Source organism: Ramlibacter ginsenosidimutans, assembly GCF_016654015.1.
Lineage (GTDB): Bacteria > Pseudomonadota > Gammaproteobacteria > Burkholderiales > Burkholderiaceae_C > Ramlibacter > Ramlibacter ginsenosidimutans.
On record NZ_JAEPWM010000002.1, the window covers coordinates 278,108 to 296,052 of the forward strand.

The following is a 17,945-nucleotide window of genomic DNA, read 5'->3' on the forward strand; positions in this document are numbered from 1 at the left end:
TTTCTTTGGGGCGCGACGCGAATGAAAAGAAAAGCGGCCCATGAGGCCGCTGAGCGTCTAGCGGTCAGGGACTGACGCTCACTTCTTCTGGCCGCCTTCGTCGTCCAGCCGGCCGGAGCCTTCCTTGGTGGCCTGCGTACCGGTTTCCTTGCGCTTGGCCTTGGCCTTGGCCTTTTCGTCCTTCGACACCTTGACCTTCGGGCCGGCGGCTTCCGGCTTGTCGTCGGCGCGGCCTTCGTCCTTCTTGGACATTTCCTTGCTCGTGGCGCGGCGGGTGGCCTTGGCCGATTCCTTCTCTTCCTTCGTCGCCTTCTTGCTCGGCGCGGCCATGTCCTCGCTGGTGCCGTGCGTCTGTGCATAGGCCAGGCTGCCGAACAGGGCAAAGGCGGCGGCTGTCAGCGTCAGGATGAATTTCTTCATGGGTTTCTCCAATGATGAGGCCGGGAGACAGACTGGCCGGCCGAGTCCAGTGCGGGCATGGTCGGCGAGCCGCCCCACTCAGACAATTGGCCTAAAGGGAGGGGTGGGTTGTTCCGGAGCCCTGCGCGCACGGGCCGGAGCAGGCACACTGGCCGGCCTTCCACCCACGCACGACCCATGAGCGATCTGTCCGCATTCCCCGTCACCCGGAAGTGGCCCGCGGCGTTCCCGGAGCGCCTGCAGCTGTATTCGCTGCCGACGCCCAACGGCGTCAAGGTTTCCATCGCGCTGGAGGAGACCGGCTTGCCCTACGAGGTGCACAAGGTCGCCTTCGACAGGAACGACCAGCTCACGCCGGAATTCCTGTCCCTCAATCCGAACAACAAGATCCCGGCCATCCTGGACCCGAACGGGCCCGGTGGCAAGCCGCTGGCGCTGTTCGAGTCCGGCGCCATCCTGGTCTACCTCGCCGACAAGACCGGGCAGCTGATGCCGAAGGACGTGGCCGGCCGCTACCAGGCCTTGCAGTGGCTCATGTTCCAGATGGGGGGCATCGGGCCCATGTTCGGCCAGCTCGGGTTCTTCCACAAGTTCGCCGGCAAGGACTACGAGGACAAGCGGCCGCGCGACCGCTACGTGGCCGAATCGAAGCGGCTGCTGGGCGTGCTCGAGCAGCACCTGAAGGGCAGGCAGTGGATGCTCGGGGACGAGTACGGCATCGCGGACATCGCGATCTTCCCCTGGGTGCGCAACCTGGTGGGTTTCTACGGCGCGCGCGACCTGGTCGGCTTCGACGCCTTCCCGCAAGTGCAGCGCGTGCTCGACGCCTTCGTCGCGCGGCCCGCGGTGCAGCGCGGCCTGGACATCCCGAAGCGCGAAGGCTGACCGGGCGCGCCCGGGCCGCTAGGGCTGGCGCAGGCGCAGCTGGCCCGGCAGCGGCACCGAGCGGCGCAACACGTCCTCGCCCAGCCACATGGCGGAGCGCAGCGCACGCTGCGCCACCATGGGCAGGGGCATCTGCACGTAGTCGTCGTTGAACACCTCGAAGCTGTAGTCGCCGGCATAGCCGAGGGCGTCGAGCTTGAGCACCAGTTGCACGAGCTCCTGCGTGTGCACGCCTTCGCCCGGGAACACGCGGAAGGTGCGCGCGGTGGCCATGCGTTCCTCGAAGGTGCGCGTCTCCTGCCACATGAAGTCCGAGAGCTGCACGAGAAAGATCTTCGCGGGGTCGAGGTCGTCGATGGCGTCCAGCGAGGTCTTCGCCGCGAGGATGTGGAAGGAATCCATGCCGATGCCCAGGTTGGGACAATCGGCGCGGCACACCACGTCCCAGGCGGTGGTGAACTCGTTGACCGTGCGGCCCCAGGACAGCCCTTCGTACGCGATCCTGATGCCGAAGGGGACGGCCAGCATCGCCAGCTTGCGCAGGTCGCGCGCGATGTGATCGAGGTCCTGGCTGGCGTGCGCCGAAGTCGACGAGCAGGCCAGCAGCACCTTGCACCCGAGCGCCGCGCACATCTCCAGCATGGTCTTGGCGATGTCCACCTTGTACTGGTGCAGGTGACCCGACAGGCCCTCGAAGTCGCGCAGCACCTGGAAGCCGGTGCCGCGCAGTCCGCTCGCGTGCACCGCCTTCACCGCGGCCTGCCAGCCCTGCGGATGCCCCACGAGGTCATTGGCCTTGAGCATGACCTGGCGGAAGCCGGCCTCGTGCATCGCCTCCAGCTTCGCCTCGAGCGGGCCGGCCAGCGTGATCGTGTCCATGCCGAAGGCGCGGATCGCCTGGTGCAGGCTGCGCGCGTGGTTCATGGCTGCTGCTCGCTGTGAACGAGCTCGAACACCACGCTGCCGAGGTAGGTCCTGGTGATCGCCCCGCGCCGCTCGGTGTGGGCCGCGGCGTTCTCGACGAACTCCATGCCCAGCGCGCGCAGCTCGCGCACGGCCGCGAGCACGTCCGGCACGCCCAGGCCGATGCGCTGCAGGCGTTCGCTCGTGTCCAGGGAATCCGCTTCCGGCTCGATCACCTGCAGCATGAATCGGTTGGCCGGCTGCAGCGCGGGCGCGCGCAGCAGCTTGCCCGCGGGCATGATGCCGAAGCGCTGCTCGTCCGGGATCGCCTGGATGCCGAAGAGCTCGCGGTAGAACTCGAGCCAGTCGTAGATGCGGTCGGCGCCGATGTACTGCACGATGCCGAAGAAGTGCATGCCGGCCACCGCGGGGGGATTGCGGTCCACGCCGGGGATGGGAATGAAGTCCACGTCGTAGATCGAGAACTCCCGGTACCGGTCCACGAAGTAGATGCGGCTGCCGCCCACGCCATGGATGGCGGGAATGTTCAGTTCCATCGCTTCCGGGTGCGTGGGCACTTCCCAGCCGCCGTGCTCCAGCACGTAGCGGTAGGCCGCGCGCGCATCGCGCACGCGCAGGGCCACTGCGCTGATCGCGGGTGCCGCGTCCCCGTGCGTTGCGCCCTGCGCATCGCGCGGATGCGCGTTCACCACGATGTTGATGCCGCCCTGCCGGTACAGCAGCACTTCGCGCGAGCGATGCCGCGCGACGGGGCGGAAGCCCATCATCTCCAGCACCTGGCCCAGCGCCTGCGGCTTGGAGGTGGCGTATTCGACGAACTCGATGCCGTCGAGGCCGACCGGGTTGTCTTCGTCGCTGAACGAATCCTGCAGGGGCTCGCGCGCGTGTTCGGGTTGCAGGAGGAAGTCGCTCATGGTCAGTACTCCAGCCGTGCGACGGCGCGCAGCGTGTCCGCGCTGGCCGTCGGCCATCCGAAGAATTCGAGATAGGCGGGGATCATCTCGAACAGCATGTCGGTGCCGACCTGCACACGGCAGCCACGTGCTTCCGCGGCTCGCAGGAAGGCAGTCTTCTCGCTCTTCATCACGACCTCGCCGACGAAGGTGCGGCCGTCCAGGCGGTCGATGTCCACGGGCAGCGGATCGCCCGGGTTCATGCCAAGGGGTGTCGCGTTGACGACCAGGTCGAAGCCCGCCGGATCGCTGCTACCCGTTTGCACCGCGATCGCGGGATAGTGGGTCCGCAGCCGTGCCGCCAGTGCATCGGCCGTGCTCGCATGGACGTCATGGAGTGCCAGCGTGCCGACGCCCGCGGCGGCGAGCGAGGCGGCGATCGCGCTGCCGACACCGCCACTGCCCACCACCAGCGCGCTGGCGCCGCGCAGCGCCAGCCCCTTGCCCAGCAGGCCGCGCACGAAGCCTTCGCCGTCGAACATGTCCCCCACCAGCCGGCCGTCCGCCGTGCGCTTCACCGCGTTGCACGATCCCGCCACCTTCACGGTGGGCGTCACTTCGTCCAGCAGGTCCACCACGCTCACCTTGTGCGGCATGGTGATGAGGGCGCCGCGAATGTTCTCCAGCGTGAAGAGGCTGCGCAGCACCCCGGTGAACGCCTCGGGCTTGCAGCCCATGGGCAAGACCACCGCGTTGATCCCCACCGACTCGAAGTAGGGGTTGTAGATCATCGGGGCCTTGAACGAATGCGTGGGCCAGCCCAGGTGGGCGATGAATTCGGTGTGGCCGTTGATCAGCATGGGTGTGGGAATGCGCGCGCTCATGTGAGTCGGGGGTTGTCGGGATCCTGGGTGCGCACGAGGCCTTGCATCGCGATGACGTAGCCTTGCACGCCGAAGCCGATCACGATGCCGGCTGCCGCCGGGGAGATCCACGAATGGTTGCGGAACGGCTCGCGCGCGTGCACGTTCGAGATGTGGCACTCGATCACGGGCAGGCCGTCCACGCCCTTGATCGCATCCTGCAGCGCGACCGAGGTGTGGGTGAAGGCGGCGGGGTTGAACACGCAGCCGAGGGCCTCGCCCTGCTTGAAAAGGCGACCGTACTCGTGGATCTTGTCGATCAGCGCGCCTTCCCAGTTGCTCTGGAAGCACTCGGCCTCGTAGCCCAGGCGCTCGGCGGCGGCGCGGCACATCGCCTCCACGTCCGCGAGGCTGGTGGAGCCGTACAGCGCCGGCTCGCGCGTGCCGAGCAGGTTCAGGTTGGGGCCGTTGAGGATGAGGATCTTCTTCATGGCGGTCTGTCAGGTGGCAGGTGCACTTGCTGGAAGAGCCGTGCAGGATGCGACGTCCTGCCAGGCGCCCTGGCGCGCCGAGGCGAACAGTGCCTCGATGGTCCGCATCGTGTCCAGCGCATCCTCGATGGGCCAGCCCGGCACGGCGTCGCCGAGCAGCCGCCGCGAGAAGCGCTCGACCTGCAGCAGGTAATGGTTCGCCGGCTCGAAGGAAAAGGTCGCGCTCGGGAATGCGCCGACGCTGCCCGCATCGCCGACTTCGATCTGGCATGCCGTCGGGCGCGCGTGGGCGAACGGGAAGTTCATGCGCAACCAGCCGCGCGAGCCCAGCACGGAGAACTGCTGGTGCGTGCCCCACGCGTCGGAGCCGGCTTGGGTGCCCACGGTGAAGGCTGCATGCCGGTCGCCGTAATCGAGCAGTGCGCTGGACAGGCGATCGATCCCGAAGGCGGGATCGCGCTCCAGGGCCGCCACGACGCGCGCAGGCGGCCGACCGAACACGAGATTGCACGCGCTGATCGCGTACGAGCCCAGGTCGTAAAGCGCGCCGCCGCCGGCTTCGAGCTGGTTGCGCACGTCGGCGGGATCAAAGAATTGCTTGGCCAGGGTGGCATGCACGGCGCGCACGTCCCCGATCGTTCCCGCTGCAATGATCCCGGCGAGCTTCGCCCACTGCGGATGGTTGCGGAAGGCGAAGGCTTCCTCGATGTGCCTGCCGCTGCGGTCACGCGCGGCACAGAGGCGCTGGACCTGCTCCGAGCTGATGCACAGCGGCTTTTCGCAGAGCACGTGCTTGCCGGCCTGCAAGGCGCGCAGCGACCATTCGAAATGCAGCTGGTTCGGCAGCGGCACGTAGACGGCGTCCACCTCGGGGTCCGCCAGCAGCGCTTCGTACGTGGCGTGGACGCGCGGGATCGCGAACTCCTGCGCGACGCGGCGACCCTTGGCCGGATCGCGCGACGCCAGCGCCACGAGGGTGGCGCTGGGCGCTTCGCGCATTGCCGGCATGGTGCGTCCGGTCGCGATCGCTGCCGCGCCCAGTACGCCCCATCGAACGGTCGCCGTCATCCCGTGCCCCGGCCCGTGCCTTATTTGCTGCCTTCGGCCTGCTTGACGGCAGCCTGGATGCTGTCGATCAGCTTGGGGTCGACCTTGGTCTTCAGGAACTCGACCACCGGCGGCTGGGCAGCGGCGCGGAACTCCGCCATTTCGGCGGCGGTCGGCGTATAGACGGTCACACCCTTCTCGGCCAGGATCTTGGTGCCGTTCGCCGTGAACGTGCGGTTGGCCTTGCGCTCGGCGCTGCACGCCACGCGCGCCGAATCGGTGACCACCTTCTGCAGGTCGGCCGGCAGCGACTTGTAGAACTTGTCGCTCAGCACGAACCAGTCGATGCCGTAGTTGTGGCCGTCCAGTGTCACGTTCTTCTGCACTTCGTAGAACTTGGCGAAGATGAACGTCGGCAGCGGGTTCTCCTGGCCGTCGACCACGCCGGTCTGCAGCGCCGTGTACGTTTCAGGGAACGCGATGGGCGTCGGCTGCGCGCCCAGGGCCTTCATCTCGGTCACGTACAGGGGCGTCTCCTGCACGCGGATCTTCAGGCCCTTCAGGTCCTTGGGCGAGTGGACCGGGGTCTTGCCCGTGCTGAAGTGGCGGAAGCCCACTTCGCCGAAGCACAGGTTGTGCATGCCGGTGGCGGCCTGGAAGTCTGCCGACAGCTTCTGGCCGAAGGGGCCGTCCATCACCTTGTCCGCGACCTCATCGTTGGGAAACAGGTAGGGCAGGTCGGTGACCATCGCGCTCGGGAAGAAATTGGCCATCACGCCGGAGGCGAGGCCGGCCTGGATCACGCCGTTCTTGACACCTTCCACCAGGTCCTTCTCACCGCCCAGCGCGCCCGCGCCGAACACCTGCACGTCGATGCGGCCGCCGCTCCTCGCCTTGACTTCCTTGGCGAACACGTCGGACATCACCGCCTTGCGCGAGGTGGTCATGTCCGCCGAGTCGGAGTGCGCCAGTTTCAGGACGAACTTGTTCTGGGCCAGGGCCGGCGCGCAGGACAGGGCGGCCGCCAGGGCAACGGCGGACAGCAGGGTGGGCGTGGTTTTCATGCGTGAGTCTCCTTGGGGCTACGGGTCAGTGAAGGTTGAAGGCGTGGGGCAGGGCCAGGCTGATGGCCGGGAACAACGCGATGAACACCAGGCCGATCAGCAGCATGGCCAGGTAGGGCAGGAAGCGGGGCGTCACCCGTTCGACGGTGGTGTCCATCACGGAGCAGGTCACGAAGTAGCAGACGCCGAAGGGCGGGATGAAGGTGCCGATGCCCATCGAGATGATGATCACGATGCCGTAGGCCATGGGGTCGATGCCGTAGTTCCTCGTCAGCTGCAGCAGCATGGGCCCGAAGATCAGCAGCGAAGGCAGGCCTTCCAGGATGGAGCCCATGATCACCATCAGCACGACCGAGAAGACCATGAAGGCAAAGGTCGAGCCGCCGAGCAGCGCCAGGAAGTCCGACACGACAGTCTGCAGGCCCGTGATCGCGAGCGTCCAGGAGAAGGCGCTGCCCGCGCTGACCATGAACAGCACCATCCCGGCCATCGCGGCCGAGGTCGCCAGGGTCCGGATGAACTTGCGCATGTTCATGCCGCGGTAGATGAAGACCGAGACCAGGATGGAGAACACCACGGCGATCGAGGACACCTCGGTCGTGGTCGCGATGCCGCCGACGATGCCGATGATCAGGATGACCGGGACCGCCAGGGCGGGCAGCGCGCGGCCGGAGAGGCGCAGGCGCTCGGGCCAGGAGATCGGTGCACAGCGCGGCCAATCGTGCTTCTTTGCGCGCCGGTGGATGATGATCATGAGGCACACGCCCAGCACCGCGGCGGGGACGACGCCGGCGACGAAGAAGGTGGCGACGGACAGCGTGGTGATCGAAGCCAGCACCATCATCACGAGGCTGGGCGGGATCGTCTCGCCCATGATGCCGGCGGCCGACAGGACGGCGGCGCTTTCCGCCGGGTCGTAGCCCTGCTCCTTGAGCATGCCCTTGAGCGTGGTGCCGACCGCGGCAACGTCGGCGATCTTGGAGCCCGAGATGCCGGAGAAGATGTACATCGCCACCACCAGCGCCTGCAGCAGTCCGCCGCGCATGCGGCCGACCATCGCGGTCACCCAGTCGGCCAGCGGCTTGGTGAGGCCGCCGTCGGTCATGACGTTGCCGGCCAGGATGAAGAAGGGGACGGCCAGCAGGATGAAGCTGCTGATGCCGTTGGACATGGCCAGCGACACGGCCATCGGGTCCTCGCCCGAGCTGTAGATGCAGATGTAGGCAGTGACCGAGAGCACGTACGCGATCGGCACGCCGGCAAACACCAGGAACAGCAGCAGCAGCAGCGCGATGAGGATGGCCGGGCTGCCGGTCCAGGGGCCGGTGAAATACTGGGCCAGGAACCAGGCCAGCGCCAGCACGCCCACCGCCATGCCGGCGACGATGTTTTCCTGCAGCGTGTGCCGGCGCAGCTCCGCCAGCGCGAAGACCACCGTCAGGCCCATGCCGATGAAGAAGGGCAGCAAGGTCCACGACTTCGGGATCTGCAGCACCACCGTCAGGACGTTCCAGGAATCGTGCCACATGGGGTAGGCGTAGCACAGGGCGACAATGGCCACGGCGATCACGAAATAGTGCCGCGCACATTCGGCGTAGTCCTGCCAGCGCCTGGGCAACTGGTCGATGCCGATGCGCACCACCAGGTGCAGGCCGCGGTGGTACGCGATCGCGCCGCCGATGAACGCGAGGCTCGTCAGCGAATACTCGGCCACTTCATTGGCCCACACCACCGACGTGTTGAACATGCCGCGCAGGGCCGTGTTTCCGAACAGCAGCAGCAGTTCGAGAAACAGCACCAGCGCGAGCAGCACGTCGAACACATGCTCGATGCGCGGCGAGAAGGGGCGATGCGGCAGGGCGACCGTATTGGCTGCCGCCACTGCAATGGAATCGCCCTCGGGGCTCGCGATGGCATGGTTCATGTTCTGGCTCCGTTGCGGGTGCGGGGACAGGTCCGCGGAACGAGCGCAAAATGTACCATCCGGTTAATTCATCGTTATCCGTAATGACCCTAATACGGACGGATGACCTCGCGCGCTGGCGAACGCGTCCCGCAGGAAGAGGTGGTGCTCAGTCCGCGCGCATGAAGCGCACGACCATCTCGACCACGTTGTCGCGGCGGTGCGCGATGTAGGCGGGTGAGCGCGTGTCGAGCTTGAAGATCACGCCGAAGGTATGGCGGTTGGACACGTTGAAGAAGCTCAGCGCCGAGATGGACGCATGGATGTCCACCGGATCCAGGCCGGGGCGGAACACGCCGGCCTTCAGGCCGCGCTGGTACAGGTGCCGGATGGCCGCGATCGCCGGGACGTTGAGCGCCTGGATGTTCTTCGACTGCTTGATGTACTGCCCGCGGTGGATGTTCTCGGACATCACCAGCCGGATGTAGTTCTCGTGGGAGAGGTGGTGGTCGAAAGTGAAGGCCACCAGCCGGCGCAGGGCCTGCTCGGGCTCGAGGTCCTGCAGGTGCAGTTCGGCCTCGATGTCGCGCACGCGCTTGTACGACTCTTCCAGCACGGCGAGGTACAGACCCTCCTTGCTGCCGAAGTAGTAATAGATCATCCGCTTGCTGGTCTGCGTGAGCGCGGCGATCTCGTCGATGCGCGCACCGGCCAGCCCCTTTTCGCCGAACTCCACCGCCGCCACCTCGAGGATGTCGGCCTTCGTGCGCTCCGGGTCGTTGGTGCGGGTCGGCTCCTTGACGGCCGGTTTCGCCGACCGGCCGGTAGCACGCTTCGCATGTACTAGTTCGTTCATTTCGGCAGTATAGGAGCGCACGAGGCTCGCGCGCAATCGCGGCGGCGCGCGTGCTACAGCGAGAGGCTGGCGTCCAGGTAGCTGCGCACGCGGTCCGTGATCACGGTCGCGTCGTCCAGCGGCGGCTGCTGCGGGTGGATAGGCTGGCCGTACACGAACCAGCGCACGCCGCCATAGAAGATGCCTCCGTGCAGGCCCATCAGCAGCTCATATTCGCGCACGCTCGGCGCGCCGCGCGCGCGGCTGCCGCGGTGGCGGCGGGTCTCTCGGAGCAGGCGCGGGAACAGGCGCTCGGCCAGCAACGCGAAGTAGCGGTCCGGGATGCTGCGGTCGCTCAGGCCCGAGAACACCATGATGCGCACGAAGTCGCGCGTCAGCACCGCGCGCGAGTAGGCGATGTAGAAGCGCACCAGCTTGTCCTCGACGCCGAGGTCGCGGCGGTCCAGCAGCTGTTCCCACTCCTTCTTCCAGCGGCCCGCGAACACCTCCTGGTACACGCGGTCGACCAGCGCCTGCTTGGTGGGGAAGTAGTGATAGACCAGCGTGTGGGTCACGCCGATGGCGCTGGCCAGTTCGCGCATCTGCGCGTCGAGCCCGTGCTCGGAAAAGAAGGTGATGGCGCCGTCGACGATGTGCCGTTCGCGCTCGGCGACGCTCATGCGCCGGCGCGGCGCCGGCTCCGCCTGCACGGACTTCGCGACCGTCGCAGCGCGCGCACTGCCGACGCCGCTAGGGTTTGTCCGGGGCCCAGGCCCATGGTCCGATCGTTCGGCCATTCCTATGATTGTTGAACATCTGGTCAATATGCTAACCCGAAGCGGCGCGGCTTCCCACCCCGGAGCGCGCCCCAACCAGGAAGAGCCCACCCCATGAAGGCCCCGCGCTTCGACTACGTGCGCGTCCGCTCCATCGAAGAGGCGATCGCGCAGCTGCAGCAGCACGGCGAGGGCGCGCGCCTGCTCGCCGGCGGCCAGACGCTGCTCGCCACGCTGAACCTGCGCCTGTCGGAGCCGCAGATGCTGGTGGACATCGGCGGCATCGCGGCACTGCGCGGCATCGAGCGGCGCGGCGAGCAGCTCTGGATCGGCGCCCTCGCGACGCATGGCGAGATCGAATCGTCACCCCTGGTGGCCGAGCATGCGCCCCTGCTCGCGGCGGCCGCACCCCACATCGCCCACCGCGCCATCCGCAACGTGGGCACCTGGGGCGGCTCGCTCGCCTACGCGGACCCTGCGGCGGAATGGCCGGCGTGCCTGGTCACGCTCGAAGGCACGGTGGTGCTGCAAGGCCCGCGCGGGCGCCGCAGCGTGCCCGCGCGCAATTTCTTCCGCTCCATCCTCACCACCGCCATGGAGCCCGACGAGTTGCTGCTAGGCGCGGAGGTGCCCGTGGCGGCGGCGGGCGACTGGTTCGGCTTCGACGAGCTGGCACGCCGGCGCGGCGACTACGCAGCCGCGGGGCTCGCGGTGGCGGCGCAGTTCGACGGGACCGTGGCGCGCCGGGTCCGCCTCGGGTTCCTTTCGGTCGGCCCCACGGCCTTGCGCGTGCCGCGCACCGAGGCGCTGCTCTCGGGCAAGGAACTCACCGCGGGCAACATCGAGATCGCGATCGCCACCCTGAAGGCCGAGCTGGATCCGCTGTCCGACCTGTACCACGCCGTCGAGACGAAGCGGCACCTCGCCGCCGTCCTCGCGCGCCGCCTGCTCACCGCCGCGCACGCCAGCCGCGTCGCGCTCGCCGCCTGAACCCGACCTCCATGCCCGAACTGCACACCATCGAAGTCACCGTCAACGGCCAGGCGCAACGCCGCGCCGTCGAACCGCGCCAGCATCTCGTCGACTTCCTGCGCGGCCCGCTGGGCCTCAAGGGTTCGCACCTCGGCTGCGAGCACGGCGTCTGCGGCGCCTGCACGGTGGAGGTCGACGGCCACATCGTGCGCGGTTGCCTGACGCTGGCGGTGCAGGCCGATGGCCGCAGCGTCCGCACGATCGAGGGCGTGAGCGCGGACGGCGACGTCGCCGACCTGCAGGCCGCCTTCGTGCGGCACAACGCGCTGCAATGCGGCTTCTGCACGCCGGGCATGGTCATGGCGGCCAAGGAGCTGCTGGAACAGAAGCCCGATGCAACGCGCGCCGAGGTGCGCGAGTGGATGAGCGGGAACTACTGCCGCTGCACCGGATACCACGCCATCGTCGATGCGGTGTGCGAGACACTGGACCAGCGCGCCGGGCGGCCGCGCACGGGAGCTTCGGCATGAGCAGCCTCGAGATGCACGTGCACGCCGGCAGCGAAGTCGTGGAACGGCCGGAGCAGGCCGAGACGCTGCGCCCGGTCACCGAAGACGCGCGCTACATCGGCAGCAGCAGCGAGCGGCCGAGCGCGCGCCGGCTCGTCCAAGGCCAGGGCGTATACGTCGACGACATCGAGCTACCCCGCATGGCGCACGCCGTCTTCTGGCGCAGCCCGGTCGCCCATTGCCGCATCCTGGGCATCCGTGCCGAGGAGGCGCGCCGCATGCCCGGCGTGGTGCTGGTCGCCGACGGCCGCGACATAGCCACGGTGTGCAAACCCTGGGTGGCCACGCTGGCGCACATGGTGGGCATGAAATCCGCGCCGCAGTACCCGCTGGCCATAGCCCGGGCCTGCTGGCAAGGCGAGCCCGTGGTGGCGGTCGTCGCCGAGACGCGTGCGCAGGCCGAGGATGCGCTGCAACGCATCGAGGTGGACTACGAGATGCTGCCCGCCGCGCTCGACATGCAGACGGCGCTGGACCCGGCCACACCGGTGATCCATCCGGAGCTCGGCGACAACCTCTGCTTCACGCGCCACCTCGAGGTGGGCGGCGTGGACGAAGCCTTCGCGCGCGCCGACGCGGTGGTGGAGTGCGACTTCGAGTTCGGCCGGCACACCGGCGTGACGCTGGAGCCGCGCAGCCAGCTCGCCGACTGGAACGCCGCGGAGCAGCGCCTGACGGTCTACCACTCCTGCCAGGCGCCGCACATGATGCAGGACCTGTACGCGCGCCAGTTCGAGCTGCCGGAGTCGGCGGTGCGCGTCGTCTGCAAGGACGTCGGCGGCTCCTTCGGCATCAAGGTGCACGCCTATCCCGACGACTTTGCCACCGTGGCGCTGTCCATGCTGTGCCGGCGGCCGGTCAAGTTCGTCGCGGACCGCCTCGAGTCGTTTACCAGCGACATCCATGCGCGCCACCACCGCGTGCACGCGCGGCTCGCCGCCAGCCGCACGGGCGAGATCCTTGCCTTCGAGCTGGATGACCTCACGGGCGTGGGACCCTATTCGATGTTCCCGCGCACCAGCGCCATCGAAGGCAACCAGGTGGTGAACCTGGTGGGCGGCCCGTACCGGCACCAGGCATACCGCGCGGACCTGAAGGTCGTGTTCCAGAACAAGACGCCGACCTGCCAGTACCGTGGCGTCGGCCACCCCATCGCCTGCGCCGTCACGGAGGGCCTGGTGGACCTCGCCGCGCGCAAGCTGCGCATCGACCCGCTGGAGTTCCGCCGCCGCAACGTCATTCCCGACGATGCCTACCCCACCAAGGGCGTGAGCGGCATCGCCTTCGAGCAGCTCTCGCACGAGGCCTGCCTGCGCAAGATCGAGGTGATGATGGATTACCCGGTGCTGCGAGCCGAGCAGGCGGCGCTGCGCGAGCGCGGCATCTACCGCGGCATCGGCTTCGCGACCCTGATCGAACTGACCAACCCGAGCGCCGCGTTCTACGGCGTGGGCGGCGCCCGCATCGCGTCGCAGGACGGCGCCACGATCCGGCTGGATCCCGCGGGCGGCATCACCCTGATGGCGAGCGTGGGCGAACAAGGCCAGGGCAACGACGGCATCTTCCGGCAGATCGCGGCCGACGCCGTCGGCGTGGACCTCGAGCGCGTCCGCGTGGTGACGGGCGACACCGAGGTCACGCCTTACGGCGGCGGCACCTGGGCGTCGCGCGGCGCCGGCATCGGCGGCGAGGCGGTGCTGCTGGCCGGCCAGGCGCTGCGCGCGAACATCCTCAAGCTCGCGGCCGCGATGCTCAAGCGCGACGTCGCCGGCCTGGCGGTGCGCCGCGGGCATGTGGTGGACGCCGGGAGCGGCGAGATGCTGCTGCCCTTCGCCGAGCTGGGTCGCGTGGCCTACTACCGCTCCGACACGCTGCCGCGCGACTTCACGCCCGAACTGATGGTGACGCGCCACTACGCGCAGCGGGACTACCCCTTCATCTTCACCAACGGCGTGCAGGCCTCGTACGTGGAGGTGGACGTGGACACGGGCTTCGTGCGGTTGCTGAAGCACTGGGCGGTGGAGGACTGCGGGCGCGTGGTGAATCCCAAGCTCGTGGATGAGCAGATCCGCGGCGCCATCGTGCAGGGCATCGGCGGAGCGCTGCTGGAGGAGTGCCTGTACGACGAGCACGGGCTGATGCTCAATGCGACGCTGGCGGATTACCTGCTGCCGATGAGCGCCGAGATGCCGGACATCCACGTCGCGCACGTGCAGACGCCCACGCGCAGCAGCCAGCTCGGTGCGAAAGGCGCCGGCGAAGCAGGCACCGCGGGCGCGCCGGCCGCGGTGATGAACGCCATCAACGACGCCCTCGCGCCGCTCGGTGCGCAGGTGTGGTCGCAGCCGGCGACGCCGGAAAAGATCCTGCGCGCGCTCGGCGTTCCGGCGTGATCTGCACCAGCCTACGGGTTGGTCCCGATGCAGGGGGACACCCCCGCTCCAACAATCCGCCTTGTTTACCCGTTGATCAATAAAGTGACCCTCTCCCTCAACCACTTCTCGATCCGCACGATGGACCTCGACGCCACGCAGCGGTTCTACGAACGCGTGCTGGGGCTCACGGTCGGCCCGCGTCCCAACTTTCCCTTCCCGGGCTTGTGGATGTATCGCGGCGACCACGACAGCTACACCAATGCCGTCGTGCACATCATCGGGATGGATCGCAACGACCCCGAGGGTCTGAAGAGGTACCTCGGTGACCGCGACGTCTCCAGCCTGCATGGCAGCGGCGCGGTGGACCACGTCGCCTTCTTCGCCACCGGGCTGGCGGCCATGCGGGCGCACCTGCGCAGCCTGGGCGTGGCCGCGCGCGAGCGCACCGTCCCCGACCTGGGCCTGCACCAGGTCTTCCTCGACGACCCCAACGGCGTCGTCATCGAACTGAACTACCCGGCGGCGGAAGAGGCCGCAACCAGGTCCTGAGCATGGCCCATGTGCTGGTCGCGGGCGGCTCGCTCGGCGGGCTGATGGCCGCGAACCTGCTGGCACGCGCGGGCCACGCCGTCACGGTGCTGGAACGCGTCGCCGGCCCGATGATGGGGCGCGGCGCCGGCATCATCACCCACCCGGTGCTCGAGCGCGGCCTGCGCCGCTGCGGCATGCCGCAGGATTTCGCGCTGGGCATCCCGGTGGTGGACCGCGTGACCCTGGACAGCGCCGGGCGCGAACTCGGCGTGCTGCGCATGCCGCAGGTGCTGACGTCCTGGTCGCGCCTGTACCAGTTGCTGCACGGCCAGTTGGCGCAACTGCCGCAGGTGCACTACCGCCAGGGTGTCGCGGTGCAGTCGGTCGAGGAAGAGAGCGACCGCGTTCGCGTGCAGACCAGCGCGGGCCCGTTCGAGGGCGAACTGCTCGTCGCCGCCGACGGCATCCGCTCGGCGATCCGCCAGCAGTACTGGCCCGAGGTGCAGCCCGAATACGCCGGCTACGTCGCCTGGCGCGGGCTCACCGACGAAGCGGTGCTGTCCCGCGGCACGCAGCAGGCGATCTTCGAACGCTTCGGCTTCTGCCTGCCGCCCGGCGAGCAGATGCTGGGCTATCCGGTCGCGGGTCCCGGCAACGGCACGCGCCCGGGCGAACGCTCCTGGAACTTCGTCTGGTACCGCGCCGCGCCGGCGCCGGACCGCCTGGCCGAACTGCTCACCGATGCCGACGGCGTGCACTACGCGCAAGGCATTCCGGCCCCCAAGGTGTCCTGGCGGGCGATCGCGGCGATGCGCGAAGACGGCCGCCGGCTGCTGGCTCCCGCCTTCGCGGAGGTGATCGAGAAATGCGGGCTGCCTTTCCTGCAGCCGATCCACGACCTGGTCTCCCAGCAGGTCGCGCGCGGCCGCGTGGCGCTGCTGGGCGATGCCGCCTTCGTGGCGCGCCCGCATGTGGGCATGGGCGTGACCAAGGCCATGCAGGATGCGCTGGTGCTCGAAAGCGCGCTGCGCCTGCACGGCCCGACGCCGCAGGCGCTGCAGGCGTATGCGGCCGAACGGGTCGCAGCCAGCCAGGCCGTCGTGCAACGCGGCCGGCGGCTGGGCGCCTACATGCAGGCCTGCGGCCAGGACGGCAACACCGCGCAGGCGCGCGATGCGCTGGCCGTGATGGCCGAGACCGCGACCGATCCCGAGCAAGACCACTTCGAGGAGACTCCCCATGAGCGACCAGCAACCCTCCCCATCGCCTGAGCTGTCCCGGCGCCGCCTGCTCCAGGCCGGTGCGGCGGGTGCGGCGCTCGCGTCGTCGCCGTTCGCGGTGAACATCGTCCGCGCGCAACCGGCGAACATCAAGATCGGCTTCCTCGTGCCGCAGACCGGGCCGTACGCGCCGGAAGCGCGCGACCAGGTGCGCGCCGCCGAAATCGCGGTGGCCGACTTCAATGCCGCCGGCGGCTTCAACGGCCGCAAGGCCGAACTGCTGGTGCGCGACGACAAGCTCAATCCCGGCGAGGCGGCCACGCGCACGCTGGAGCTGATCGAGAAGGACAAGGTCGACTTCATGGTCGGCTCGCTGTCGGCCGCGACGCAGCTGTCCATGAATGCCGTGACGCGCGAGCGGCACGTGATCTTCAACTCCATCAGCCAGTCCGACGCGATCAACGAGGCCAAGGACTGGAGCCCGTGGACCTTCCACGAGGCGCTCAACCCGCACCTCACGGCGGGCGCGGTCGCACGCTACTGCTTCCCGAAGTTCGGCAAGAAGATCGTGTACCTCACGGCGGACTACGCCTACGGCCACGAGATGGTCCGCGGTTTCGAGCGCGCCGGCAAGGAGTTCGGCGCCACCACGCTGGCGGACATCCGCCATCCGCTCGGCGCGGCCGACTACTCCGCCTTCCTGCCGCGCATCCAGCAGCTCAAGCCCGACATCCTGGTGCTGTGCAACTTCGGCCGCGACCTGGTGAACTCGTGCAAGCAGGCCACCGACTTCGGGCTGAAGTCGACGACGCGCATCATCACGCCGGTGCTGGTGTTCACGGCACGGCAGGTGGGCGGCGCCGACGTGTTCGAGGGCGTGGTCGGCGGCACCTCGTACTACTGGGGCATGGAGAACAACATTCCCAGCGCCAAGGCGTTCAACGACAAGTTCCGCAAGGCCTACGGCGGCGCGGTGCCCTCGGACTACGGTGCGCTCGGCTACGCGGGCGTGCGCAGCGTGCTGCAAGGCGTGCTCGATGCCAGGTCCACGGAGTCGGACAAGGTGGCCGAGGCCATGAGCCGGCTGCGCTACGACTGGTACAAGGGCCCGCAGTTCTACCGCAAGTGCGACCACCAGTCGGTGCAGTCGGTGATCGTCGTGGAGTCCAAGGCCGAGAAGGACATGAAAGGCAAGGACGACGTGTTCAACATCGCGCACATCGAAGCGCCGAGCGAAGCCAACCTGCGAAGCTGCACCGAACTCGGCTTCAAAGCCTGACCACTCGGCACCGTGGACCAGGTCACCCCGTCGCTGATCGCGCTGCAACTGGTCACGGGCGTGGCGCTCGGGGCCGTGTACGCGCTGCTGGCGGTGGGGCTGTCGCTGATCTTCGGCATGCTCACGGTGGTGAACTTCGCCCACGGCGCCTTCTTCATGGTGGGCGCCTTCCTGGGCGTGTACTTCCAGGCCCTCACCGGCAGCTTCTTCCTGAGCCTGTTGATCACGCCGCTGGCCGTGGGCAGCATCGGCCTGCTGTGCGAACGTTTCCTGGTGCGGCCGCTGTACGGGCGCGGCATCGACTACCCGCTGCTGCTCACCTTCGGCCTCAGCTACGTGCTGATCGAAGGCATCCGCATGATCTTCGGCATCGAGGGCATGCCTTCGAGCACGCCGACGGCGCTGCGCGGCGCGGTCGACCTGGGTTTCGGCCATTTCCCGCTGTATCGGCTGGTGCTGATCCTCGCGACCGCCGTGGTGGTGGCGGCGCTGTGGCTGTTCATAGAGAAGACGCGCTACGGCCTGATCATCCGGGCCGGCTCGCGCGATCCCGAGATCGTGCGCGTGCTGGGGATCGACGTCTCGCGCGTGTGGTGGATGGTGTTCGGCATCGGCACGGCGATCGCCGGGCTGTCGGGCGTGCTGGCCGCGCCGACGCGCGCCGTGAATGCCGAGATGGGCATCACGGTGCTGGCGGAGTCCTTCGTGGTGACGGTGGTGGGCGGCATGGGCTCGCTACCGGGCGCCGTGGTCGCCGGACTGCTCGTGGGCATCGTCTTCAGCCTCACTTCGCTGCTCGCGCCCGACCTGGCGGAGCTGTCCATCTTCGTGTTGATGGCGCTGGTCCTGCTGGTGCGGCCGCAAGGGCTGTTCGGCAAGGCCGGCCTCATGTCCTGAG

18 protein-coding genes are annotated in these 17,945 nt (G+C 68.4%); 8 read left to right on the top strand and 10 right to left on the bottom strand.

Features of this window, described 5'->3' with window-relative positions; genetic code table 11:
• Positions 1 to 78: 78 nt before the first annotated feature.
• Positions 79 to 420, bottom strand: coding sequence for a hypothetical protein (locus tag JJB11_RS07225; RefSeq protein WP_201167759.1), 342 nt, complete (start codon positions 418 to 420; stop codon positions 79 to 81).
• 177 nt (positions 421 to 597) lie between these two features.
• Between JJB11_RS07225 and JJB11_RS07230 the strand changes: the two genes are divergently transcribed.
• On the top strand, positions 598 to 1,305 hold the full coding sequence (locus JJB11_RS07230) for a glutathione S-transferase N-terminal domain-containing protein (RefSeq protein WP_201167762.1): 708 nt from the start codon (positions 598 to 600) through the stop codon (positions 1,303 to 1,305).
• An 18-nt stretch (positions 1,306 to 1,323) separates the two neighbouring features.
• Here the strand turns inward: JJB11_RS07230 and JJB11_RS07235 are convergent, their stop codons facing one another.
• The 9 genes from JJB11_RS07235 to JJB11_RS07275 form a co-directional block, all read right to left on the bottom strand.
• Positions 1,324 to 2,229 (bottom strand): sugar phosphate isomerase/epimerase family protein, encoded by a 906-nt coding sequence (locus tag JJB11_RS07235; RefSeq protein WP_201167765.1) that lies wholly within the window; start codon positions 2,227 to 2,229, stop codon positions 1,324 to 1,326.
• Complete coding sequence (locus JJB11_RS07240; RefSeq protein ID WP_201167768.1) at positions 2,226 to 3,143, bottom strand: 4-hydroxyphenylpyruvate dioxygenase; 918 nt, start codon at positions 3,141 to 3,143, stop codon at positions 2,226 to 2,228. The genes JJB11_RS07235 and JJB11_RS07240 overlap by 4 nt, the downstream gene beginning before the upstream one ends.
• Positions 3,144 to 3,145: 2 nt before the next feature.
• Positions 3,146 to 3,979 (bottom strand): shikimate dehydrogenase family protein, encoded by an 834-nt coding sequence (locus tag JJB11_RS07245; RefSeq protein WP_201169057.1) that lies wholly within the window; start codon positions 3,977 to 3,979, stop codon positions 3,146 to 3,148.
• Positions 3,980 to 4,002: 23 nt separating this feature from the next.
• Positions 4,003 to 4,476 (bottom strand): type II 3-dehydroquinate dehydratase, encoded by a 474-nt coding sequence (aroQ, locus tag JJB11_RS07250; protein WP_201167771.1) that lies wholly within the window; start codon positions 4,474 to 4,476, stop codon positions 4,003 to 4,005.
• Positions 4,477 to 4,485: 9 nt separating this feature from the next.
• On the bottom strand, positions 4,486 to 5,544 hold the full coding sequence (locus tag JJB11_RS07255) for a Gfo/Idh/MocA family protein (protein ID WP_201167774.1): 1,059 nt from the start codon (positions 5,542 to 5,544) through the stop codon (positions 4,486 to 4,488).
• A 20-nt stretch (positions 5,545 to 5,564) separates the two neighbouring features.
• Complete coding sequence (locus JJB11_RS07260) at positions 5,565 to 6,587, bottom strand: TRAP transporter substrate-binding protein (protein ID WP_201167777.1); 1,023 nt, start codon at positions 6,585 to 6,587, stop codon at positions 5,565 to 5,567.
• Positions 6,588 to 6,612: 25 nt separating this feature from the next.
• The gene (locus JJB11_RS07265; RefSeq protein WP_201167781.1) at positions 6,613 to 8,511 is read right to left on the bottom strand and encodes a TRAP transporter large permease; all 1,899 of its coding nucleotides are present in this window, start codon (positions 8,509 to 8,511) and stop codon (positions 6,613 to 6,615) included.
• 148 nt (positions 8,512 to 8,659) lie between these two features.
• Entirely contained in the window at positions 8,660 to 9,346 is a 687-nt protein-coding gene (locus JJB11_RS07270; RefSeq protein WP_201167790.1) for a TetR family transcriptional regulator, read from the bottom strand.
• 53 nt (positions 9,347 to 9,399) lie between these two features.
• Positions 9,400 to 10,122, bottom strand: coding sequence for a TetR/AcrR family transcriptional regulator (locus JJB11_RS07275; RefSeq protein ID WP_201167793.1), 723 nt, complete (start codon positions 10,120 to 10,122; stop codon positions 9,400 to 9,402).
• Between the two features lie 93 nt (positions 10,123 to 10,215).
• Here JJB11_RS07275 and JJB11_RS07280 point away from each other — a divergent pair, with 93 nt between their 5' ends.
• From JJB11_RS07280 to JJB11_RS07310, 7 genes are all read left to right on the top strand, one after another.
• On the top strand, positions 10,216 to 11,091 hold the full coding sequence (locus tag JJB11_RS07280) for an FAD binding domain-containing protein (protein ID WP_201167795.1): 876 nt from the start codon (positions 10,216 to 10,218) through the stop codon (positions 11,089 to 11,091).
• A gap of 11 nt (positions 11,092 to 11,102) precedes the next feature.
• The gene (locus JJB11_RS07285) at positions 11,103 to 11,603 is read left to right on the top strand and encodes a (2Fe-2S)-binding protein (protein WP_201167797.1); all 501 of its coding nucleotides are present in this window, start codon (positions 11,103 to 11,105) and stop codon (positions 11,601 to 11,603) included.
• Positions 11,600 to 14,035 (top strand): xanthine dehydrogenase family protein molybdopterin-binding subunit, encoded by a 2,436-nt coding sequence (locus tag JJB11_RS07290; RefSeq protein WP_201964680.1) that lies wholly within the window; start codon positions 11,600 to 11,602, stop codon positions 14,033 to 14,035. The genes JJB11_RS07285 and JJB11_RS07290 overlap by 4 nt, the downstream gene beginning before the upstream one ends.
• A gap of 84 nt (positions 14,036 to 14,119) precedes the next feature.
• Positions 14,120 to 14,566, top strand: a complete 447-nt coding sequence (locus JJB11_RS07295; RefSeq protein WP_201964681.1) for a VOC family protein — start codon at positions 14,120 to 14,122, stop codon at positions 14,564 to 14,566.
• A gap of 2 nt (positions 14,567 to 14,568) precedes the next feature.
• Positions 14,569 to 15,819, top strand: a complete 1,251-nt coding sequence (locus tag JJB11_RS07300) for an FAD binding domain-containing protein (protein WP_201167801.1) — start codon at positions 14,569 to 14,571, stop codon at positions 15,817 to 15,819.
• A complete protein-coding gene (locus JJB11_RS07305; protein ID WP_201167803.1) occupies positions 15,788 to 17,047 on the top strand; it encodes an ABC transporter substrate-binding protein in 1,260 nt (419 codons plus the stop codon). Before JJB11_RS07300 ends, JJB11_RS07305 begins: the two co-directional genes overlap by 32 nt.
• A 12-nt stretch (positions 17,048 to 17,059) precedes the next feature.
• Positions 17,060 to 17,944: an ABC transporter permease subunit gene (locus JJB11_RS07310; protein WP_201167804.1), complete on the top strand. Its 885-nt coding sequence runs from the start codon at positions 17,060 to 17,062 to the stop codon at positions 17,942 to 17,944.
• Position 17,945 lies beyond the last annotated feature (1 nt).

Excerpts from the sequence above, each read along its gene's own strand:
- JJB11_RS07225 (WP_201167759.1), bottom strand. The coding sequence starts at position 420 with ATGAAGAAATTCATCCTGACGCTGACAGCCGCCGCCTTTGCCCTGTTC.
- JJB11_RS07230 (WP_201167762.1), top strand. The coding sequence starts at position 598 with ATGAGCGATCTGTCCGCATTCCCCGTCACCCGGAAGTGGCCCGCGGCG.
- JJB11_RS07235 (WP_201167765.1), bottom strand. The coding sequence starts at position 2,229 with ATGAACCACGCGCGCAGCCTGCACCAGGCGATCCGCGCCTTCGGCATG.
- JJB11_RS07240 (WP_201167768.1), bottom strand. The coding sequence starts at position 3,143 with ATGAGCGACTTCCTCCTGCAACCCGAACACGCGCGCGAGCCCCTGCAG.
- aroQ (WP_201167771.1), bottom strand. The coding sequence starts at position 4,476 with ATGAAGAAGATCCTCATCCTCAACGGCCCCAACCTGAACCTGCTCGGC.
- JJB11_RS07255 (WP_201167774.1), bottom strand. The coding sequence starts at position 5,544 with ATGACGGCGACCGTTCGATGGGGCGTACTGGGCGCGGCAGCGATCGCG.
- JJB11_RS07260 (WP_201167777.1), bottom strand. The coding sequence starts at position 6,587 with ATGAAAACCACGCCCACCCTGCTGTCCGCCGTTGCCCTGGCGGCCGCC.
- JJB11_RS07265 (WP_201167781.1), bottom strand. The coding sequence starts at position 8,511 with ATGAACCATGCCATCGCGAGCCCCGAGGGCGATTCCATTGCAGTGGCG.
- JJB11_RS07270 (WP_201167790.1), bottom strand. The coding sequence starts at position 9,346 with ATGAACGAACTAGTACATGCGAAGCGTGCTACCGGCCGGTCGGCGAAA.
- JJB11_RS07275 (WP_201167793.1), bottom strand. The coding sequence starts at position 10,122 with ATGGCCGAACGATCGGACCATGGGCCTGGGCCCCGGACAAACCCTAGC.
- JJB11_RS07280 (WP_201167795.1), top strand. The coding sequence starts at position 10,216 with ATGAAGGCCCCGCGCTTCGACTACGTGCGCGTCCGCTCCATCGAAGAG.
- JJB11_RS07285 (WP_201167797.1), top strand. The coding sequence starts at position 11,103 with ATGCCCGAACTGCACACCATCGAAGTCACCGTCAACGGCCAGGCGCAA.
- JJB11_RS07290 (WP_201964680.1), top strand. The coding sequence starts at position 11,600 with ATGAGCAGCCTCGAGATGCACGTGCACGCCGGCAGCGAAGTCGTGGAA.
- JJB11_RS07300 (WP_201167801.1), top strand. The coding sequence starts at position 14,569 with ATGGCCCATGTGCTGGTCGCGGGCGGCTCGCTCGGCGGGCTGATGGCC.
- JJB11_RS07305 (WP_201167803.1), top strand. The coding sequence starts at position 15,788 with ATGAGCGACCAGCAACCCTCCCCATCGCCTGAGCTGTCCCGGCGCCGC.